We start from the raw sequence: 21,253 nt of genomic DNA on the forward strand, positions 1-21,253 counted from the left end.
CAAGGGGGTACATTCCTTCAGACTTCTCAACCTTGATAATTCACTTTGATATGAGCAACGCCAAAGGAAAAGTCGTCCAGATCATCGGTCCGGTAATTGACGTGGAATTTCCGCAAAACCAGGTACCGGAAATTTTGCACGCCCTCGAAATTGAGCGCCCGGGGCAAACGAATCTGGTTCTTGAAGTTCAGCAACACCTCGGTGAAAACCGTGTCCGTGCCGTTTCCATGGAATCTACCGATGGCCTTACACGCGGTACCGAAGTGATCAACTTAAATCGGGCCATCTCTGTACCCACTGGTTCCGAAATCCGTGGACGTTTGTTCAATGTTGTGGGCCGCGCCATTGATGGCCTTCCACAGCCTAAAGCCGATGACTATCGGCCAATTCATGCCGAGCCGCCCTCTTTCGATCAGTTGGCCGCTGCCGTAGAAATGCTTGAGACGGGTATTAAGGTGGTGGACTTGCTGGAACCCTATGCCAAAGGGGGGAAAATTGGCCTCTTTGGTGGTGCAGGTGTGGGTAAGACCGTACTCATCATGGAGTTGATCAACAATATTGCAAAAGGCCACGATGGACTTTCGGTGTTTGCGGGTGTAGGCGAACGGACCCGTGAAGGGAACGACCTCCTCCGCGAAATGATTGAGTCTAATGTAGTACGCTATGGCGATACGTTCAAACACTCGATGGAAGAAGGCAATTGGGATCTCTCGAAGGTGGACATGCAAGAACTGACCGATAGTAGCCTTACGTTGGTGTTTGGTCAGATGAACGAGCCGCCCGGAGCGCGTGCACGTGTAGCCTTGACTGGCTTGACCATTGCCGAATACTTCCGTGATCTCGGCGGGAAAGACGTACTTTTCTTTGTGGACAATATTTTCCGTTTCACCCAGGCGGGTTCAGAGGTATCGGCCTTGTTGGGTCGTATGCCTTCTGCGGTAGGGTACCAACCCACCCTCGCTACCGAAATGGGTAGGATGCAGGAACGCATTACTTCTACGAAAAACGGTTCCGTAACTTCTGTACAGGCGGTTTATGTTCCTGCGGATGACTTGACGGACCCGGCCCCAGCGACGACTTTTGCCCACTTGGATGCCACAACCGTGCTTTCTCGACAAATTGCTTCGTTGGGGATTTATCCGGCCATTGACCCATTGGATTCAACCTCTCGGATTTTGGATCCTCGTGTCTTGGGCGACGACCACTACAATACGGCACAAGGGGTGAAGATGCTTCTGCAACGCTATAAAGAATTGCAAGACATTATTGCCATTTTGGGTATGGACGAACTCTCGGAAGAGGATAAATTGGTGGTTTCCCGCGCACGGAAAGCCCAGCAATTTATGTCTCAACCTTTCCACGTGGCCGAGCAGTTCACCGGGATGCAGGGCAAATACGTTAAAATTGACGACACCATCAAAGGATTTAAAATGATTTTGAATGGTGAATTGGATGAAATTCCAGAACAAGCATTCCGCTATAAAGGTGCTATCGAAGAAGTGCTGGAAGCAGCCGAGAAAATGGCTGCAACCGCATAATACCGCATGAGTACATCCGGACGTATTCTATGTTCATCCACTTTAAGCCAACCACTGGCTTTATTTAGGGCTTTACAAAAATGGCCAATACTTTTTATACAGAGATCGTTGAACTCAACGGCAGTGTTTTTAAGGGCGATGTGATCAGCATTGCTGCTCCGGGAATGGATGGTGGGTTTCAGATTCTGGCCAACCACGCCCCTATGCTGGCTGCTATGGGTGTGGGGGTTATTTCAATCAAAACCCCGGAGGGTGATAAAATTGACTACACTACGGGTGGCGGATTTGTGCAGGTACACCACAACAAAGTGATGGTACTGGCGGAGTCGGCGGAGGCCGTAAGTGAGATTGATGCAGCACGTGCCCAAAGTTCTATGGACAAAGCGCTTGCACAATTAGCCAAGGCAGAAGACCCCGTTGAAAAGGAAAAGGCCCGTGTGGCATTGGAGCGTGCTCGTAACCGCCTCCGTGCCTCTATGGGAAAAGTCTAAGCCGTTCCTTGGCCCGACGAGTTGTAATCGCCTCGCTACAAAACGGGGCGGTTTTTTTTTGCCAATATGGGTATTCATTTCACGTCTGTTTGCGTTAACCCTTTTCTCGTTGCCTTGTGCTCATATTGTTAAGCGCCAAAAGCCGCCACAATAAGGCCGAGTGCCCTTCCTTATCCACATAGGTATAACCATCACAAAAAAAGGCCATCTCTAATACTTATGAGACGGCCTCTGCGTGGTACAAGTAAATCGTGTGTAATTTTGGGATTATGGTTTGTCCATAGACAGCAGAACGAACTCCCAAGGTTTCAGCGTAAATACCTGATTGGCGGCTACGTTTTGGCGTCCACCCTTCATGACGTTTCCGTAGGTTCCAACAAATTTCCCCGCTTGTATGGTTGTTTCTTGTGATTTGGAGGACAAGTTAAATACGGCCATTACCCGGTCTCCGTTTTGTTCACGGACAAAAGCCATGATGCTCGCGTTGTCATTGCTGTCGAGGCGCTGGACACTTCCGCCTGCGGTTCCATTCCATAACGCTTCATTTGTATGTTTGAGTTGGGTCAATTTCTGGAAGAAGGTCGCACGCGAAGGGCCAGACCAATCAATCTCGTCTTTATGGAAAAATGACAGGCGTTTATTTAGCGAGGCTTCTTGGCCATTATAGATGAGGGGCATCCCATCAAAAGTAAAGACGAGGGCTGTAAAAGTATTCCCAGCTTCACCAAAAGACTCACCCTCGGTACCATTCCAAGTATTTTCGTCGTGGTTTTGGGTAAAATGCATCTGATAACCCTGTTTTGGAAATTTAGACTTGAACTCCGAAAGGTAAGTCATCAGATCATTCGCATTTTTCTTTCCTTTGGCAATGTCTTTAATCAGTACATGGAACTTCCAGCCATAATTCACCTGAAAACAAGAGGTAAGGTGTTCGGGAATATCACCCCACTCCGAAAGCATAAAAACGGGTTTAATGCGGTCTAACGCAATTCGCAGTTCTGCCCAAAAGTCATTTGGTATAAACCCCGCCACATCTTCCCGAAATCCATCCACGTCAAACTCCCGTACCCAAAATTCATGGGCGTCAATGATGGCACGCCGCAATGCCGGATTGTTGTAGTCCAGCATGGCCACATCCGTCCAGTCGGTAGCTTGTTTGGAAAAAGGGTCTATGGGAACCGTAAATTGGCCATTGACCCGTACAAAATATTCCGGGTGTTCCTTCATCCACTTGGATTCCCATCCGGTATGATCGGGAATAAAGTCTAAAATCACCTTTAGTCCCAGAGCATGTGCTTTTTGGACGAACGCCCGAAAATCGGCTTGTGTACCGAGTTGGGGATTAACGTCTTTGAAATCATAGGCGGCATATGGGCTACCAAGACAAGGAGTGGTTTCTGCGGGATTGCATTTTTTTTGCGCTTCGGCAATCGGATAAATCGGCATAAGCCATACAATATCCACCCCCAAATCTTTGATACGTGGCAGGGCTTCGGCTGCTTTTTTCAAGGTCCCTTCCTTTGAAAACTGGCGGGTATTCAACTCGTAAATCACGGCGTTCTTGGCCCATTCCGGTACCCGCATTTGGGGTGTTAGATTGGGTTTGGCCCCGCTATGAGGGGTTGTTAGGGTTGATTTGCAGGACGGCAGCCCTATCAAGGCAATTGCCAGTACTAAATAATGTAATTTCATGATGCAGATTGGGTTTTATAAGATGAAGGGCACGTGGTAACAAAAAATGTTACAAAGAAGCTACTTCATTTGTGTGCATCCCCAAAGTTTCGCAATGCCGGAAAAACCCCTTCCGAAGAAAAACTTATCTGTTTTTCAATAAATGAATACTGGTCCGGTGGAAAAAACATCGGGTTTTATGGACAATTCGGCATAGTAGCGCCTTAATATCGCTATCTTTCTGGAATGATCCCCTAAAACGTTAATCAAATATGGTAATCTTCTGGCCTCACGTCTTGAGACGCCCCGTCATCTTGTTGGCCTTGCTTGGTTTGCTGAGTGCCTGCCGTCCTTTTGGACGTTCAGAATCTTCTGATCTGATGCCTTCGGATTCTTTATCGCGCAAAATCGCGGTACAAGTGCCTATTGAACGCTTGGAACGGCTGTGGATTTCGGCATCGGTCCCAAACGACGAAATGATCCATCCACAAACCGTTCGTTTTGGCCCTGAAGAACAGATTTATATTAGTGATGTGGAGCAAAACCGTGTTTTTATATACGACCTAAACGGACGACGTGTTGGTCAGATTGCTTCTCCTGATTTTAAATATCCGTATTTGGCCGGATTTAAAGGGGATACCGTTTTGGTGCTGAATCGTGGCTTAAATCGCTTAGAATATTACAAAAACGGCAACAAGGTGCATGTAGTTTCCGTTCCGACAGGCCCGATGACATATGTGCTCTACCATAAAAATCAATATTATTTCAAAGCAACTGGCGGCGATGACACCTACCAAGGTTTTATGGCCCGTATGAACCCCGATGGCCGTATTGGTTGGCCGAGTGCCAAATTCTCGAAAAAAAGATTCTGGCGCTATGCTGGTAACTTGCGTATGTGGGGGGACCGACCCATGAGCCTTTCTGGTTTTCGTCCAGTGGTGGATTTTTTGAGGCCAGATGGTGGATTGGATACGCTCAAATTGACTGGTTTCGACTCGCCGATGTTGCGGCAGAGCCGAGCATTTTTAATTGGAGATGAATGGAATCCGCCGTTGCTCACCTCTTCGGCTGTCGCTTTAGATTCTTCTTTGTTTGTACTGAACCTCCGGGCAGGATGGCTGCGCATAGACCGCTACGACGAGAAGGGCAGGCTCCGGCAGGTTGCTGAAACGCCCAAGCCCCAGTATCAAAAAAACTGGACGCCGATGGATATGGACGTCAAATTATTGCCCGATGGGCGTCTCATTTTTGCAGTGGCGTATCATGAACCCACGCCATCGGTGAGACTGTACCAATGGCGGCAAGGAAATAGAACGACAAAACAATTAATTCATTAAATATTTATTTATGACTGCCGAGCGCTCTTCTCCAACGGTGGCTTCTGATAATCCTATCTTTCAAAGGCACCTTTTTGCATATCGCGAAGCCGCTCCTTACATACATGGAAATGTTTTGGAGGTGGGGAGTGGTACGGGCTATGGTATCCAAGAATTGGCCCCTAAAGCAATACATTACAATGCGATAGATAAATATGAAACACCTGTTCCAGCAAGCCTTGAAAATGTAACATTTCTTCGAGGGAACATCCCCCCCCTCCCCTATGCCGCAGAACAGTTTGATGTAGTGGTCTCGTTTCAGGTTATTGAACACATAGAAGAAGATTATTTGTTTGTTTCGGAATGCGCACGGGTTCTAAAACCCGGAGGAACGTTGATCCTTTCCACGCCTAATATCCGTATGTCGCTCACCCGCAATCCTTGGCATGTTCGCGAATATACGGCTGCGGAATTATCCGAATTGTGCTGTCCGTTTTTTGATTCGGTCGAGATGTTGGGCATCTTCGGCAAGGCCACCGCAATGGCCTATTTTGAAAAAAACAAAGCATTCGTCGAAAGAATAGCCCGTTTCGACGTATTAAATCTGCAATACCGCCTCCCCAGGCGTATCCTACAGATACCATACGACCTGCTGAATAGACTCAATCGGTTGGCCTTACGCAAGAGTGATACCGCCCTTACCCAGGCCGTCAGCCTCGCGGAATTTGAACTCGCACCTGCTTCAGATCGTTGTTTTGACTTGTTTTGTGTTGCAAAAAAAAAGAACCGTTTGACTAAATCTTAATTGGCACAAAACTAAACGATGATCCCCTGCGCTGCATCATAAACCCGCAAACAGAAACGACGTGTCCCGCCACCAACGGTCATCAGTTCGTCAATCGCATGATCGGCTTCTTACATTAAAAAGTACACATCCCTTGTTTACTTTTTGATCTCATTCCGATACTGCGTTTCAATCTTGGCATTCCGAGGCTTTGTTTTGTGTAGGTATTGGGACGCGAGCCCTTTTGGAACGGATTTTTCTTTGTATCTAGAAAGGTGGCATACCGTTTGTTATCGGATAAGAACGTTAAATACCCAAACCTCATACGGTTGTTTGTAATGGAAAAACAAAGTATCTACGCGCCCAAAATTATTACCGGCATCAATGTGATTGACGAAGCTTGGGGCGGTTTGTATCGGGGTGGTTCCTACCTCCTCTATGGACAAGCATGGACAGGTCGTAGTCTAATGAACCTGCAATTTGCGTTCACGGGGGTGAAGCAAAAAGAGCGCTGTCTCTATATTTTCCCCGAACGCCCCCGCGATCTCATCATTCAGGCCGCTTCTATAAACTTCGACCTGAGAGGGGCCGTAGAGGATGGTTTGGTTAAACTGATGCGGATTCCGCCGTCGTTCAAACCAAATGAACTGACGGATGAGGAACTCCACAAGGCCATTACGGATTTGGTTCAGGTGGTGGCACAGGAAAATCCGGATCGGTTGATTATTGACAACTTCAGCCGCTTTGCACAATTCAAGTCTTTCGCGGCATTCCAGGATGCCTTCATAGACATGCTTGAACGCATTGAATTGGTGGACACAACGCTTTTGTTTGCTCTCGGCGAACCAGCCAATGACAATGCCCGTAATGTCATCGAGTTCATTGCTCGCCAAGTAACGGGTTGTATTCATGTGGCCCTCGACCAAGAAGAGCCGACTTCCTCTCGCCGTTTATTGACGATTATCCCCAATATCGGGCACCTCGAAGGACCTGTTGCAGATTATTGGGATTTGGCAGAAACGGTCTCGGAAAACGAACGTTATCTTTTGGAGCAGTCGGCCCTACAACAATCCTTTGAAGAACCAGAGCCGGAAGTACCGCAACCAGTAGTGGTGGAAGAACCCGTTGCTGCTCCCGAGCCGGAAGTGATTGTACCAGTGGTTCCTGCTGAACCCGAGCCTCCGGCTCCTGAACCTGCATTGGGCCAGCCATTCATTTTACCGACCATGCAGACACCGCGTCGGTTGTCGGAATTACCGCGTCGTTTTGGCAGTTCTGCCCGAATGCCAGCGTATGCGCCTACCAATCATGTTGTAACTCCACCACCCGTTCCGGTACAAAAACCAGAACCGATTTTGGTGACGGCACCACCGCCAGCCATAACCCATACTCCGGTTATTCCGACGCCCTTGGCCAATCCCCTGCCTTCCTTCGAGAACCTAAGCAGTTTGCGACAGGAGGAGGAAGCCCTTGTGGAAGACGTGTTGCAGCATGAAGTTCGCGACTATACAGACCGGGCAGCATTTCAGCAAGTTCTGGAGCATCAATTCCGTTTGCGCGACCAAAATGGGCATTCTTTCCTCCTAATCGCCATGCGCATGGATCGTGGAGAGGGCAAAAAAGTTCGTCCATTTGATTTTGAATTTATTCTGGACTTGGTAACAGATGCGCTACGCAATACCGATAGCATGCTTGTGAATCACGACCGCGAGCGCTTGGTGATGCTGCGCACGAATATCGGGGCGGAAGAGTCTCAGTCCTTCTTCACTGAACTGATGGGCCAACTCCGAAAAGAGGCGCCTCAGCAGGCAGAGCACTTGCTCCGTTCCGTATCCGCCATTGTGGTTCCAGATGGCAAACCTTTTAAAACGGCAGAAGAATTCTTGGCCTACGCCATGGATCGGCCCTAAACTCACCGCTCATTTCGCTTCATCCGCTATGAAAAAGTTGCGATATACCTTCCTTGTTGTGATTGCATTGCTCCTGTGCAATCCGGTTGCCGATTCGGTTCTGGCCCAACAACGCACCACAGATACCGCCTCCGCCTCCGATCCTCTCGAACAAGCCCGGCAATTTATCCGAAAAAAACGATATGCCGATGCCTACGACCTGCTCCAATCGGTGCGGGAACAATATGGCAACCAGCACGAGTGGATGCGTCTCACCATAGAGGCCGACGACTACTTTGTTCGCGCGAAGGGACGTTCGCTGCTTTTCCCAATAGACCGCCTCACCTACAAAGTGCGGGTGACGCCTAATGACAGCAAAACCCGCTACGAATTGGTAGATGCCTTGATGCAGGCTGGTCGGTTTTATGAAGCCGAAGAGTTCTTGGAAGGGCAACGCTATGTAAATGCGCAAGACCCAGAGTACCTCCGTCGGAAAAATGACATGGCTTCCCGTAAAGCAAGCCTAACAGCACAAAAAATTGCCCAGCTTCAATCTAAGGCCAATGCTAATCCCAGAGACGGACAAGCACTGCGGGAATTGGCCTACTTCCAAGCGGTAAGTGGGAACCGCGATGCTGCAATCACGACCTATCAACGGGCCCTTACGGTGAGCAGTGATCCCGAATTGCGGTTTGAATATGCAGACTTATTGATGTCTATGGAGAAGTATGACATGGCGCTACCAGAAGTGGAAGCATTGATTGCGGCGCGGCCCTCCAGTTTGAAGTACAAAAATCTATATGCTTCTATCACATTATTTAGTGGCAAAGTTACTGACCGTACCGAGCAATACCTGAACGAGTCCCTTCAACGAGAGTCTTGTAATGTGGATATTCTTGCCAACATGTCGCTCCTCAAGGTGTATCAGGGCAAACTCGACGAGGCCGACCAGTATGCACGTCGGGCGCAAACCTGTGTAGGCTCCGGCTTTAATGGCCGCCTAGAACAATTAGATGCCCTAATTGCCGAAAGTAAGCGCACGGGACGTGTGGGTTTCGGGGCCGCTGCACGATATAGTGCAGACTTGGAGCGGGCACGGCAGTTGTATCGCGAACAAAAATACTTTGATGCCGCAGATGCTTTCGAGATGTACTTCCGCAAAGGTGGCCCGGTTAAAAAAGAAATCCTTGCAGAAATGGCGAATGCCATTGCAGACGGCGGAGACCCCGAATCGGCCATTGGGGTACTACAACGGGCCTTGGTTGAAGAATATGACCAAGCATTGGTACTGCGCGTTGCCCAGCTACGCTACGACATGAATGACTTTGCGGGAACGATTGCCGTTTTGGAAGAATTGATGGACCGTGGTCATAAAAGTACAGGGGCTTACCGCTTATTGGGGGATGCGTATGCAAAAGCCCGATGGTTTGGGAAGTCTCGTGAAGCCTACAATATGGCCTTGGCACTTTCGCCGGATGACCCAGATTTACGCCAGCGCATCACATGGGCCACACCGGGCGTTGGCAAAAGTGGATCTTATAATTATGCCGCTCTGCTGATTCCTTTTGTACGTGGTATCAGCGCCAAGGGCTTTGAAACGAACTACGATGCTCTTGCGATGGGGGTCAGTTCTCAGATCACACTCCCGATTCCGGTAGTTCTGACCGCAGGTTTTACTTCGGGCGGAAACAAAGGGACGGCCTTCCAGTCGCGGCCAGGTATCAGCGATCCTGTGAAAAATCCTGACGGGGATAAGCCTTTAGGTTATGGTGATACGTGGTACAACCAAGTCTCTCTTGGGGCTTTTATTGACCTTACCAAGCCGGAGCCTTATCGTTTTTATGGACATAACTATACCAATCGTATTGCAGCAGAAGGTGGTATTGTGGATTATGCAGGTGGTCGGACGGCACCTTTTGGGGCACTCCGTTATTATCACCAAACAAAAAATGTTTTTCGTCTATCACTGGGAGCAGAACGTCAGGAAGGTGCAACTGCGCTTTGGTCTCCGGCGGGCGCCCAAAATGAGTTGGTATTAAACCAAATTGGTGGCGACTTGGGTACGCCATATGGCCAGAAGTTACTATTTAATGCTTCTTATCATTACAATGTGGTAAAAGACAAGTTTGGCGAAAACAAAGGTATGTCTATTGGTGGCGATTTGGGATATAAGACCTTTCGCAACTCATGGATTGGGGCCAGCTACTATACCATCAACTACGATAATAAGGTGAACTTCTATTTTTCGCCCACAAATTGGTCGTACCAAGAAGTTATGGCATGGCTCTTGCATGAACGAGAGATGGCGGAAAAGTATTACCTCCGCTTTAAAGTAGGACCGGGGATGTTGTTAAATAACGACTTTGCCTTCGGACGTGGCGAATTGGATGTTATCTATAAGTTTGCTCCGAATATTGGAATTGGCCTGATGGGGCGTATTACCCAGTCTTTCCGCTATCGAAATAAACTGGAAACAAACCCATATAATACCTATCAGATTTTGGTAGGCGGTGTTAATTTCTATTGGACACTCTGAGGCGTGGGTCTTCAGGGCCTCCCCTGCCATTAAGTTCAAAATCGAAACCAGGCAGACCCTTAAAGTCTGCCTTTTTTATTCCACCGCAAGATCAGATGAAACCACCATCCTCCGAAAAGCCTTTATCTCCGAAGCGTCCTCCCGGTCCACCGCCGGAGTTGGTCTATACGGCTTTTGATCCATTGGTGGTTCCGCAATACGAACCCCTTAAGCCTGAGCGGCCTTCTGTATGGTGGTTTGGGTTTATGGTATTAGCCTTGGTCGTGGTGGTGGTGGTTCTATTTTTGTTGATTCAGAATCCTATCTTACCTGTTTTGGGGTATCGGTTGTTTGCCGATCAAGCAGTGCTCACTTGGTCTGGCTTGGTCGTACAGGCATCTACATATGTGTTGGTGGTTTTTTTGTTGGTTGTAGTGGCGCGTTATGCTTTTCAGATGCTGTTTGCGCTGCTCTATATGATCCGCTATACGTTCCGATACGGTCAAAAGCGAAGTACCTTTATGCCACCCATTTCAGTAGTGGTGCCCGCCTATAACGAAGAAAAACTCATCCGCCAAACCCTACTTTCATTGTTATCGCTGGATTATCCCGAATATGAAGTCATCATTGTGGATGATGGGTCGCGAGACAATACTGCCCGAATCGTAGAACGTGTCTTGGGAAAACACGGAAATGCGACACTGCGGCTTGTTACAAAACCAAATGGCGGAAAAGCTTCGGCCCTGAATGCCGGAATACAGGTTGCGAAGTATGATTTTGTCCTCTGTGCAGACGGCGATTCCAATCTTGCACCAGAGACCCTACGCATGGCCATCCGACATATGGAGGATCCTAAAATTGGGGCTGTAGCCGGAAATGTTAAAGTCCTAAACCGCAATACATGGTGGACTACTTTTCAGGCGTTGGAATATGTGGAAGGGTTAAACCTGACCCGAACGGCCCAAAGTTTTTTTAAGCTAGTAAACATCGTACCTGGTCCGGTTGGACTTTTCCGGAAAGCCACCATCGAAAAAGTAGGCTGGTATAGTTCCGACACTTTTGCCGAAGACTGCGACATCACCCTGAAGATGTTACGACAGGGTTGGCGAGTGGTTTATGAGCCAATGGCCATTTCTTGGACGGAAGCGCCCAATACCATTTCCTCCCTCATGAAGCAACGTTATCGCTGGACACGGGGTATCCTGCAAGCGATTCGCAAAAACCGTCATCAGAAATGGTCTAATTTTGGTGCATGGTTGCAAATGTGGTTGGTGATCTTCGAGGCTTTTGTCTGGCCATTCGCGAATGTATTTGCAACGGTCTATTTTATCTATGTGGCGTTTGCCTATAGCATTGCCTATTATTTGCTCTATTGGTGGTTGGGTCTCACTTTGTTGGATATGGCGATGGCCCTTTGTGCCGTTGCAGCCGAGAAGGAAGAGATTCGGCTGGTATGGTATGCTATTTTTTATCGCATCTTCTTCGTGTTGGTGATAGATATTTGTAAAATATTAGCAACCATCGAGGAGCTATTGGGTATTCGGATGGGATGGGGCAAATTGGAACGCATTGGTGCCCGCTTATAGGGTTTTGGCGCATGCACTGTCTGGCATTTTCGGGTATTCTGGAAAGGGATATATTCACCATGAATCACCATTTTAGGAGGATGTTTGATACCTACTTAAAAAAACACGGTGAATATTGGGTTTTGGGCACACTGTTTGCAATTTAAGAACTATACGTTCCAAACATGTACGAGGGCGTCCTTTAATACAAAGATGACCGCAATGTATGTGACGTAAAAAGTTATATTCATAAAACTTAAATCGCCTTTAGCCTGTTTTTGACGGAACCAAAAAACGGATTGGCGATACATAAAAAATGGAACAACGGTTCTTGCGTGTGCCCACCATTCAATCTGTTTTACTGCTATGGAAGCCCAAAGTCTGACAATCATTACGACCATTATTCTGGTACTGATGCTGGGAACACTGATTTTCAGTTTTGTACAGTACTGGCTCCACCGTATCCGCGAGCGTCAGGCGCGCAAAGATGAAGAGGCACTTCGTCAGATTGGGCCTCCCAAGCCCTATGTACTGACCGAAGCCGCAACGACGACTACGGTGAAACCAACCGTTCCACCGCCCGTTCCGGTTACGCCCAAGGCCATTACGAAGACGCTGCACAAAGCCCTCGCTTCTCAAAACGAGCACCCAACAACCGAGACACCCGTACCCAAAAAAGAGAAAACACCTTTCACCGTCACCATGTTGGAGCCTCCAACTGGAGAGCGTAAGGCTACAGAAACGCCCGTTTCCGAAAACATTCCTCGCGAGCCTGTTTCAGAAACAATGGTTGGAGAGATGCCGGAAAATAAACAGCCTGAAATTAAAGAAAAAATGGGGCTATCCAGCAGTAAAACAGAACTCGGCGAGCATACAGCAGACAAAAAGGAAAGCATAACCGCACCTCAGGAAACATCGGTATCGGAGATAAGGAACATCCCTCAAGTAATGTTGCCAGATATGCCTACAACGGAACGGAGCATAGACGAGGTCTTTACGCCGCCTGTTTTAAGTGTGAGTCCAGAGCCGCAGACCGGAGACGGCGTTTATTCAGGCGGCGACTCGGCGGGCAGTTTGCATGCATTTGAAGATCTGGTAGGGCCAGAACCCTTGGTATTGGAATCTATTGGTTTATCGGATGTTCAGGATGTTTCTCCGTTAATACCGTCCAATAACCTTCTCTTTATGGTTCCAGTAGAGCTTTCTGCCATGCGGCCACGTATGACCATTACGCGACCTGTACCTAAGAAAAAGACGACACCGCCTCCTGCTAAGCCTCAACCGATGCCCCATACTCCCCCGCCTCCATCTATACCTCCGCGTCGGGATGAAAAGCCTGAATGGAACTGAAATTGTAGATCATTTGCCCTATGCTGTATCGCCCTGCACGCATCAATTTGTTGTGGTTGGTTTTGTTCTCGCTTTTTTTTGTGATTGCAGGCGGTTTTGTTTTTTTTCAGTTGATTGAAAGTACCATTGGAGGGCCATCGGACCTGAAAAGGCTGCTCCCAGTGCGGCGCCCACCTCTACGTGTAGCCATTCTCAAAAGCGACTATACAGCACAGGTTCATAATATCCTTCAATTTAATGGTTCTGGTCTTCGGTGGCGCGATACCACGGTTGCCCAATGGCAACACCTGCTTCAGATACGCAACCAAGGGGCTTATCCGCTTACGGATGAGAACATTGAAGACGGACAATTGATGGATAAGGAGGGAAACCCAAGATGGGAAATGCTGATCTTGCCTTCGGTGCGGGCATTGAGCGATAATGAGGCCGCACAAATCAGGCGTTTCATGAACAATGGTGGAACGGTGGTGGCAACTTGGGCGCTGGGTTTGTATAAGCCAGATGGTTCTTGGCGTGGCTGGGGGTTTATGGAAGACTTGTTTGGCATCAATATTTCGGGGTTTGTTGCGCCGGGTGCGGCAAGTCATCGGGTGACGCAGGAAATGATTTCCGGACGGACTAAGCCCGGTTTATACCTGAAATCTGTGGATGCAATAATTTTTCCGAATGCACAAAGCACCTCTTTGAAAGAATTGGATGGTTATAAATGGGTTTCGTCTCAACTGCCTGATGGACTGGCAAAAGACTATGTGGTTGCAGATACCTTTACCTCGGTACAAGTCAATAATAAAGGTAAACGCACGCGCATTCCATCAGTCTCGGTTACGCGCTATGAATGGGCGGGTGGAAATCCAGCAAAGCCTCGTATTTTGCCTGGTTCCGAGAAAGGTTTTCGTAATTTTACCGTCCGGCCAGAAACGCCAGTAACCCACGGTATTCCCGCAGGTTATCGCATTCGGGTGGGGACCTATGACCGCCCCATTATGTTTCGGTCGGTGCGAAAACAAACAACAATTGCCGGGTATTGGTATGACCATCAGTTGGAAGACCGTCCAGCCCGTGTTGCCATAGAAGAATCTGCCGGAATGGTCATTGGAACCTATGGAAGCGGACGTTTTGTATATATAGGCCACGAATTGGCTGCAATGGGAGGCAAAGACAAACAACTCGGTTTTGATCCCAGAGACGCCAAAGTATTGGAGTATCTGTTCAATAACATAATAGATTGGCTTACCCGAAAACCCGTTGCCTGGGCCTCAGTCTGGCCGTTTGGGTACGAAGCAGCGGCATCCGTAATGACCATTGCCGATGACAGCCCGCTGAAGTTGTCGTATATGCAAGACGTACTTGCTGGCGAAAACGTGCGCGGAACTTATTTTTTGGATGCAAACGACCTCCGCATGCCAAAGGACTTCCTGAATAACCTCCACCAAATGGGCGATATTGGTTTGTGGGACAATGCCGAAAATCCAAGAGCAATTCAGGCATTGTTGGGCCCTAAAAAATCTGAATTGGAAACAAAAACTTCTAAACAACCCGTCTGGGGGGTTTTTTTTCCACACATGCCGAGCTTAGGGAATTTGTCGGCTGTGCAAGAAGCGGGCTATCGTTATACCGTTTCTGCTGCGTCCGACCGGAGCCTGCAACCGATTGGCCCTGAAAAGCCTTTTGCCAAATTGGTGCAGGTGTATAAATCGGGTAGAACAGGAACCGAAACCCTGCTGGCCGGAGCACGCGGTGCGTTGGGTGTGGAAAGTGGCTTGCTCTCCGAAGCCGAGCGCATCCGGATGGATGGCGGGCTATATCCGGTTTTGTTCCGTACCTCCGACTTGGAAAACAATGGATTCCTAAGCGGCGTCCGTGGGGCCATCAGGACGATGCAGGCGAAGCGGTTTTGGTTTGCAAGTGGCCTGCGGTTGGCCACATGGATGAATGCCCGCGAACGGGTACGCACCACTATTCGACAAACCAGTGATGAACGATTTGTGGTACAAATCTCGAACGACTCCAACTTGGCAATAGATAGCCTCGCGTTGTACATCTGGTTGCCTCGGCCCTATGATGCCGACAACCAGCGCATCACCATCCGGCCAGAAACCATGCGTATGGAAAACCTGATAGAGACCATGAAAGGGGTAAAAACGGAATTGGTAGCGGGTAAAGATTTTGCCATCATTAACGAAGCGAGTACCCAACTCCGCCTCCGTATCCGCCACCTGAAGCCCAATCAATACAATGTTTTTCAGGTGGATGTAACGCCCCGGAAAATACCCCGTGTCAAGGCGTGGTGGCGGTTTTAGGTAAGTTGCTTACATGGAGTGGCTACTTTTTCCGCATGGTAATGGATCAAAAACGGCTTTGGCACGACGATAAAGCGGGTCAAAACGTGCAGGGCCGGGCCGATACATACAGCAGACATTCCCCACCTCTGGACGTTGTATTTTGGTATTTTTCTAGGCTGATGGGAACAACAATAACCGCTAAAAATCTTGGCCACTTGGGAATGATGGCCAGCATGATAGACGAACTCGGCATAGGTAATAGATTCGGCGATTATCCAAGAGACCCGCGACCGTCACCCTATAGCAGCATGGGCTGTTAAAGTCATGATTATCAATGGTTTATGCTTTAGTCAGTGGACATTGTATATGACAAGTAAGTTCTTTGAAAACCTGCCTATTGACATACTTTTGGGGCCTAATATCTCGGCTAATCATCTAAATGACAAGGTGTTGGGGCTAAATGACAAGGTGTTGGGGCTAAATGACAAGGTGTTGGGGCGGGCATTAGATTCGGTTTATGACTACGGTTGCACGAAATTGTATCGCGAAAGAACCTTTCATATGGGCAAAAGCTGAGCCTTGCAAGGAGATCGTGACCTTGCGTTTGAGGCGCAAACTGCGACAAAAGGTCGGTTTATCCTTGCAACAAACCACTGAGATACTGGCAAGCTACCCGACCACCAAATGCTTGTTGAGTTCGAGTACCGGGTAACGAAGTCAGCTGAGCAAAGAGAACGAGACGCCCCCCAATCAGGTGAACAAACAAGTAAAAAACCCAACCGCCAGATGGCTTTTCATCCTCATGACAGGCATTCATGTACTATATTAAAGACATGCAAAGCATATTATATTGAATTTAGATAATACAAAAAACTAAGACTATTAATCTGATGGGCAAGCAATCAAAAAAATACTATTTCCGAATCGGAGGGGGGAATGTTAATTAATAAAGGAAGTCAATAGATTTTCAACTCATCCGGTGGCCCTTCGAAAAAAGATCTGTATGCCTTTAAAGCGTTTTCGGGCGGCGGGGATGGCTTGTTCACCCAAAACGGAAAGCGTGGTAGAGAGGGCATCGGCCAATGCACCATCCGAGGCAATTACGGTAACGCTGATGCGGGAGGTTAGCCCCAAACCTGTTCGCGGATCCAGAATATGCGAATACCGCACGCCATTAAGTTCCACAAATTGTTCGGTATCACCACTTGTGGAAACCGTCACCCCTCGTAGAAGATGCAGCGGTTTTTGGGTGTCATTCGGAAGGTTTACCCACCAGCCTTTGGTATCTGGAGGAGGCGCACCAATGGCCACCTCGCCCCCGATTTCCACCATTGCACGGGGGCATCCGGCTTTTCGTAACGCATTCAAGGCAGCCTCGGCAATAAAGCCCTTCGCAATACCACCTAAGTCTAATTGAAGGCCCTGACGTAGTAATTGGACTTTGCCTGATGTAGGAGACAACTTTATAAGCCGCCACCCTGTTTTTTGCTTGGCTACTTCCAATTCATCGGCAGGTGGTCGCGTTTGCAAACGGCGTGCTTTTCGCCATAATTGGGAAAGCGGCCCCACCGTTACGTCGAAGGCTCCGCCCGACCAAGCGGCCATTTCTTGCGCCCGCGTCAATACCGAAAACAGTTCAGGGCTTACCACCCGTGCCGAATCTACCGCTTGCCGTACCAATATATTCAATTCACTATCCACGCGATAATCGCTGAAAATAGCATCCAAGCGGTCTATTTCTACAAATGCCCGACGTGCATTAGTTATCGCCAAGGCTTCATCCTCAGAAAACAATACAATCCGTACTTGCATCCCAAGGTGGTGTTGCCTAAATTCAAACCTCTTTAACGTTTTCTTTACCCGTGCTTCGTTTCCTGTACCACACCCTACCCATATGAAGAACAGACTGATGATAAGCATCCTTTTAATGTGCATTTTCGGAGCGCGTTTAGCGTGGAGTCAACAAACACCGGAGGTACAAACCATCCGTATAGCCGGTACGGTGGTTGCCTTCGACATGGTAAAGATACCACAAGGTCAGGTCACGATCCAATTGGATGGGGCGTCTGTTGTCCGTTCTCTTGACAAAGTCCTTTGGGTTTCGCAAACCGAAGTCACTTGGGACCTATTTGATGTCTTTGTGTATGGATTAGACCTTAAAAACACCAGCCCTTCACCGGAGGTGGCAGCAGTAGCCCGCCCCAGCAAGCCTTATGTGTTGCCGGGCCGCGTTTTTGGCCACCTTGGTTTTCCGGCCTCGGCCATGTCGTATTACCATGCCAATATGTTTACCAAATGGCTTTCAGCCAAAACCGGAAAGAAATTTCGCCTATTAATGGAACCAGAATGGGAATACGTCTGTGCAAAAGGTCGTAAACCGAATGTGGTAGTGACCGATGAAGGGTGGGTTTGGGAAAACTCGGACGACAAATTGCGGAAAGTGGGGGCCAAACCGGCCAATGAAGTGGGTCTATCAGACCTCTTCGGTAATGTGGCCGAGTGGGTACAATCGGATGCAGAAGTACCCTTTACCAAAGGCGGTCATTATTTAGATGATGCTGCAACAGTTTCTTGTACCACACGTGCCCCACAAACCCCTGAATGGAACATGACTGATCCGCAACTGCCTAAAAGCCGTTGGTGGCTTTCCGACGCCTCTTACGTCGGACTCCGGCTTGCGATGGAAGAATAAGCAAACATGAGCCTTTCTGCCCCTTTTCATATAACTCACCTTAACCATGAACAATACCCGACGTGATTTCCTAAAAACCTCGACCATGGCCACTGCTGGACTAATGGTTTCCGGTCATTTTGCATGGGCCAACGTGGCCGAAACCCTAAAAGTGGGCCTCATTGGCTGTGGCGGACGTGGCACAGGTGCAGCCCGAGACTGTGTCGCCGGATCCGAAGGCATCGTCATATGGGCAATGGGGGATCTCTTTGAAGATCGCTTAGACAACGCTTATACCCAACTAAAACAGCATGTTGGCGACAAGTTACAAGTATCAGACACACGTAAATTTACGGGTTTTGATGCCTATGAAAAAGTTTTGGCTTCTGGTGTAGATGTTGTCATTTTGGCATCACCTCCCGGGTTTCGTCCCACGCACTTTGAGGCAGCGGTTAATGCGGGAAAACATATTTTCATGGAGAAACCTGTTGCGGTGGATCCTGCCGGCATTCGAAAGGTGTTGGCTGCGGCAACGCTTTCGGTACAGAAAAAACTTTGCGTGGTGGCCGGAACCCAACGTCGTCATGATCCGAAGTATGTTGAGACCATTCAACGGCTGCATGACAATGCCATCGGTGATATTGTGACCGGGCAGGTGTATTGGAATCAGGGTGGTTTGTGGAAGTACGACCGTAAACCGGGTATGAGCGACATGGAGTGGCAAATCCGCAACTGGTTATACTTCACCTGGACTTCTGGCGACCACATCGTAGAGCAACACATTCATAATATAGATGTCGCAAACTGGGTAATGAAGGGCCACCCTGTAAAAGCCATCGGTATGGGAGGACGTCAAGTACGTGTAGATCCGGCATATGGACATATTTTTGATCATTTTGCAATCGAATTTGAATATGCCAATGGCGTAAAAATCCTTTCGATGTGCCGCCAACAGGATGGAACCGAGTCTAATGTGAGCGAATTTTTCTATGGGACGAAGGGCACGAGCAATGCCAAAGACAGCATTCGTGGGGCACAATCGTGGCGGTATAAGGGAACAGGGCCCGACGTAAACCCATACGTAAACGAACACACCAACCTAGTGAAAGCCATCCGAAGCGGAAATCTAATCAATGAGGCAAAACAAGTAGCAGAAAGTAACCTCTCGGCCATTATGGGACGCGAAGCGGCTTATACAGGGAGTCTGATTACTTGGGACGAACTCTTAAATGCCGATCAGGACTTGTCTCCTGCCCAATTGGTCTTTGGGGATGTCCCGGTCGCGCCTGTCGCCCATCCGGGCATTACCAAAATCAATCGTCCGGCATATGGCCATTTTTTTGAATCTAAGCCCTGAGCCTTTTTAAACAATAGCCCGGAAGCATTATGAACCGAAGAAATTTTATCCAAACCGGTGCGCTTGGCGTAGCCGCAGCAGGACTTCCTCTTCCCCTTTCTGCGGAAGGACGCACCGAGGTCGGAAAATACACGTTTAAACATCATTATGCGCCCCACGATGGGATGTTCAGGCATTATGGCGGAAAAGACATTTTAGACCAACTGCGCTTTATGGCCGAAACAGGCTTTACGGCCTTCGAGGACAATGGGATGCGGGGTCGCCCTATAGAGCAACAACAGGCTATTGGCAACCTCTTGGCCCAGTTGGGCATGACGATGGGTGTTTTTGTGGCACACAACATCGCTTGGAATGAGGCCAATTTAGCCTCTGGAGATCCGGTTAAGCGGGATCAGTTTCTCGCTGAAATCCGAGAATCGGTGGAGGTAGCCAAACGTTGTAATGCCAAATGGATGACAGTCGTGCCTGGCGCATTAGACAAGCGGCTGGCCTTAGATTACCAGACGGCCAATGTGGTAGAGACCCTTCGGCGTGCCTCCGAAATTTTGGCGCCGCACGGCCTGGTTATGGTACTCGAACCCCTTAATCCGTATCGAGACCATCCGGGCCTCTTCCTGAGTCGGTCTCCACAAGCTTATTTGGTGTGTAAGGCCGTCAATAGCCCATCGTGTAAAATCTTATTCGATATCTACCACCAACAAATTACCGAAGGCAACCTAATCCCAAATATCGAAAAGTGTTGGGACGAAATTGCGTATTTCCAGATTGGTGATAATCCAGGACGCAACGAACCCGGCACGGGCGAAATCAACTACAGGAAGGTGTTCGAGTTTATCTACAAAAAAGGCTTTCGGGGGGTTCTGGGAATGGAACATGGCAATGCTATGCCCGACAAGGCGGGCGAATGGGCGGTCATTAATGCCTATATAGAAGCCGATAAATTTTAAATATTTACGAAAAAATATCAATCAGATGCTTAATAGTATGAAATTTTATGTTTTCTTATGTGCTTTTCTTTTGATAGGGAGCCATGCCAAAGCACAAAACAATACCCCTACGCCGCCCAGTACAAACCCTTATCTGGGAGTGTGGAACTATACCATCCTGGACACGCCCGATGGTGATATGGCTGGCCAGTTGACCATTGAGCCTGATGGAAAGGGACAACTAACGAACGACTCATTCCTGACGCCTGCCCAAATTAATGGTTATTCCATTACCGACAATGGGTTGACATTCTCTACCAAAGTTTCTCTGGCCAATGGCTATACCTTTAACTGTAAGTTCTGGGGGATGCTTAAGGAGGGGGGCTTGGAAGGCAAACTGGAGGTTATGGAGATGGGTCGGGACTTCGAGGTTGTAGCCAAGCGCCCACTCAACCTGGGAGACCTACCCGGAAAATGGACTTATACCATTTATAATACCCCACAAGGTGACCTTTCGGGCGTTCTCACCATCGGGAAAGACGGCCAAGCGACCTTGGCCAACGATGCCTTTCTGGAAACGGTCCCAGTGAAAGACCTCGTGGCAAAGGGCAATACGTTTACCTTTTCGGCTTCGGTTACAGTGGCGGACGGGCAAACGTTTTCTGTAAAATTTACAGGTTCAGCCGAAAATAACGTCCTGAATGGCAATATGACCGTCGTGGAAATCGAACAGACCTACGAGGTCAAGGGGAAACGTGCCGATCCGTAAGACGTTGTCTGCTGGTCTGTTGCAAAGCCTTGGGTCAGTTCCTGTATTGCACATGTTGTGTTGCATCGCCTCCCTTGATCTGTTTGCGAAAAATCAGGGCATCTATCGGTGTTAATCGAAGATTGATTG

Annotated in this window: 16 protein-coding genes; 14 read left to right on the plus strand and 2 right to left on the minus strand. The window is 48.6% G+C overall.

Annotation, left to right across the window (positions count from 1 at the left end):
• The first annotated feature begins 50 nt into the window (after nt 1–50).
• Together atpD and atpC are read left to right on the plus strand one after the other, a co-directional pair.
• Nucleotides 51–1,538: a F0F1 ATP synthase subunit beta gene (gene atpD / locus JNN12_05265; protein MBL7977731.1), complete on the plus strand. Its 1,488-nt coding sequence runs from the start codon at nt 51–53 to the stop codon at nt 1,536–1,538.
• An 80-nt stretch (nt 1,539–1,618) separates the two neighbouring features.
• A complete protein-coding gene (gene atpC, locus JNN12_05270; GenBank protein ID MBL7977732.1) occupies nt 1,619–2,029 on the plus strand; it encodes an ATP synthase F1 subunit epsilon in 411 nt (136 codons plus the stop codon).
• Between the two features lie 267 nt (nt 2,030–2,296).
• Here atpC and JNN12_05275 read toward each other — a convergent pair whose 3' ends face one another.
• Entirely contained in the window at nt 2,297–3,721 is a 1,425-nt protein-coding gene (locus JNN12_05275; GenBank protein ID MBL7977733.1) for an alpha-glucosidase C-terminal domain-containing protein, read from the minus strand.
• A gap of 251 nt (nt 3,722–3,972) precedes the next feature.
• Between JNN12_05275 and JNN12_05280 the strand changes: the two genes are divergently transcribed.
• From JNN12_05280 to JNN12_05315, 8 genes are all read left to right on the plus strand, one after another.
• Nucleotides 3,973–5,037 (plus strand): hypothetical protein, encoded by a 1,065-nt coding sequence (locus tag JNN12_05280; GenBank protein MBL7977734.1) that lies wholly within the window; start codon nt 3,973–3,975, stop codon nt 5,035–5,037.
• Between the two features lie 10 nt (nt 5,038–5,047).
• Nucleotides 5,048–5,821 (plus strand): methyltransferase domain-containing protein, encoded by a 774-nt coding sequence (locus JNN12_05285; GenBank protein MBL7977735.1) that lies wholly within the window; start codon nt 5,048–5,050, stop codon nt 5,819–5,821.
• A 317-nt stretch (nt 5,822–6,138) separates the two neighbouring features.
• Entirely contained in the window at nt 6,139–7,710 is a 1,572-nt protein-coding gene (locus JNN12_05290; GenBank protein ID MBL7977736.1) for a hypothetical protein, read from the plus strand.
• A gap of 28 nt (nt 7,711–7,738) precedes the next feature.
• Nucleotides 7,739–10,225 carry a hypothetical protein gene (locus JNN12_05295; protein ID MBL7977737.1) on the plus strand — a complete coding sequence of 829 codons (2,487 nt, stop codon included), beginning with the start codon at nt 7,739–7,741 and terminating at the stop codon, nt 10,223–10,225.
• A gap of 95 nt (nt 10,226–10,320) precedes the next feature.
• The gene (locus tag JNN12_05300) at nt 10,321–11,790 is read left to right on the plus strand and encodes a glycosyltransferase (GenBank protein MBL7977738.1); all 1,470 of its coding nucleotides are present in this window, start codon (nt 10,321–10,323) and stop codon (nt 11,788–11,790) included.
• Between the two features lie 345 nt (nt 11,791–12,135).
• Complete coding sequence (locus JNN12_05305; GenBank protein ID MBL7977739.1) at nt 12,136–13,119, plus strand: hypothetical protein; 984 nt, start codon at nt 12,136–12,138, stop codon at nt 13,117–13,119.
• Nucleotides 13,120–13,139: 20 nt separating this feature from the next.
• Nucleotides 13,140–15,419, plus strand: coding sequence for a hypothetical protein (locus JNN12_05310; GenBank protein MBL7977740.1), 2,280 nt, complete (start codon nt 13,140–13,142; stop codon nt 15,417–15,419).
• Nucleotides 15,420–15,659: 240 nt separating this feature from the next.
• Nucleotides 15,660–15,977 (plus strand): DUF4277 domain-containing protein, encoded by a 318-nt coding sequence (locus JNN12_05315; protein MBL7977741.1) that lies wholly within the window; start codon nt 15,660–15,662, stop codon nt 15,975–15,977.
• A gap of 396 nt (nt 15,978–16,373) precedes the next feature.
• On the opposite strand, the gene JNN12_05320 is transcribed toward JNN12_05315, so the two are convergent.
• On the minus strand, nt 16,374–17,213 hold the full coding sequence (locus JNN12_05320) for an FAD:protein FMN transferase (protein MBL7977742.1): 840 nt from the start codon (nt 17,211–17,213) through the stop codon (nt 16,374–16,376).
• An 82-nt stretch (nt 17,214–17,295) separates the two neighbouring features.
• Here JNN12_05320 and JNN12_05325 point away from each other — a divergent pair, with 82 nt between their 5' ends.
• The 4 genes from JNN12_05325 to JNN12_05340 are packed head-to-tail and all read left to right on the plus strand — an operon-like array spanning nt 17,296 to nt 21,124.
• Nucleotides 17,296–18,093: an SUMF1/EgtB/PvdO family nonheme iron enzyme gene (locus JNN12_05325; protein MBL7977743.1), complete on the plus strand. Its 798-nt coding sequence runs from the start codon at nt 17,296–17,298 to the stop codon at nt 18,091–18,093.
• 46 nt (nt 18,094–18,139) lie between these two features.
• The gene (locus JNN12_05330) at nt 18,140–19,429 is read left to right on the plus strand and encodes a Gfo/Idh/MocA family oxidoreductase (GenBank protein MBL7977744.1); all 1,290 of its coding nucleotides are present in this window, start codon (nt 18,140–18,142) and stop codon (nt 19,427–19,429) included.
• 29 nt (nt 19,430–19,458) lie between these two features.
• Nucleotides 19,459–20,376: a TIM barrel protein gene (locus tag JNN12_05335; GenBank protein ID MBL7977745.1), complete on the plus strand. Its 918-nt coding sequence runs from the start codon at nt 19,459–19,461 to the stop codon at nt 20,374–20,376.
• A gap of 37 nt (nt 20,377–20,413) precedes the next feature.
• Complete coding sequence (locus JNN12_05340; GenBank protein MBL7977746.1) at nt 20,414–21,124, plus strand: hypothetical protein; 711 nt, start codon at nt 20,414–20,416, stop codon at nt 21,122–21,124.
• Nucleotides 21,125–21,253 lie beyond the last annotated feature (129 nt).

The sequence above is a fragment of the Bacteroidetes Order II. bacterium genome, assembly GCA_016788705.1.
In the GTDB taxonomy this organism is placed as follows: Bacteria; Bacteroidota; Rhodothermia; order Rhodothermales; family UBA2364; genus UBA2364.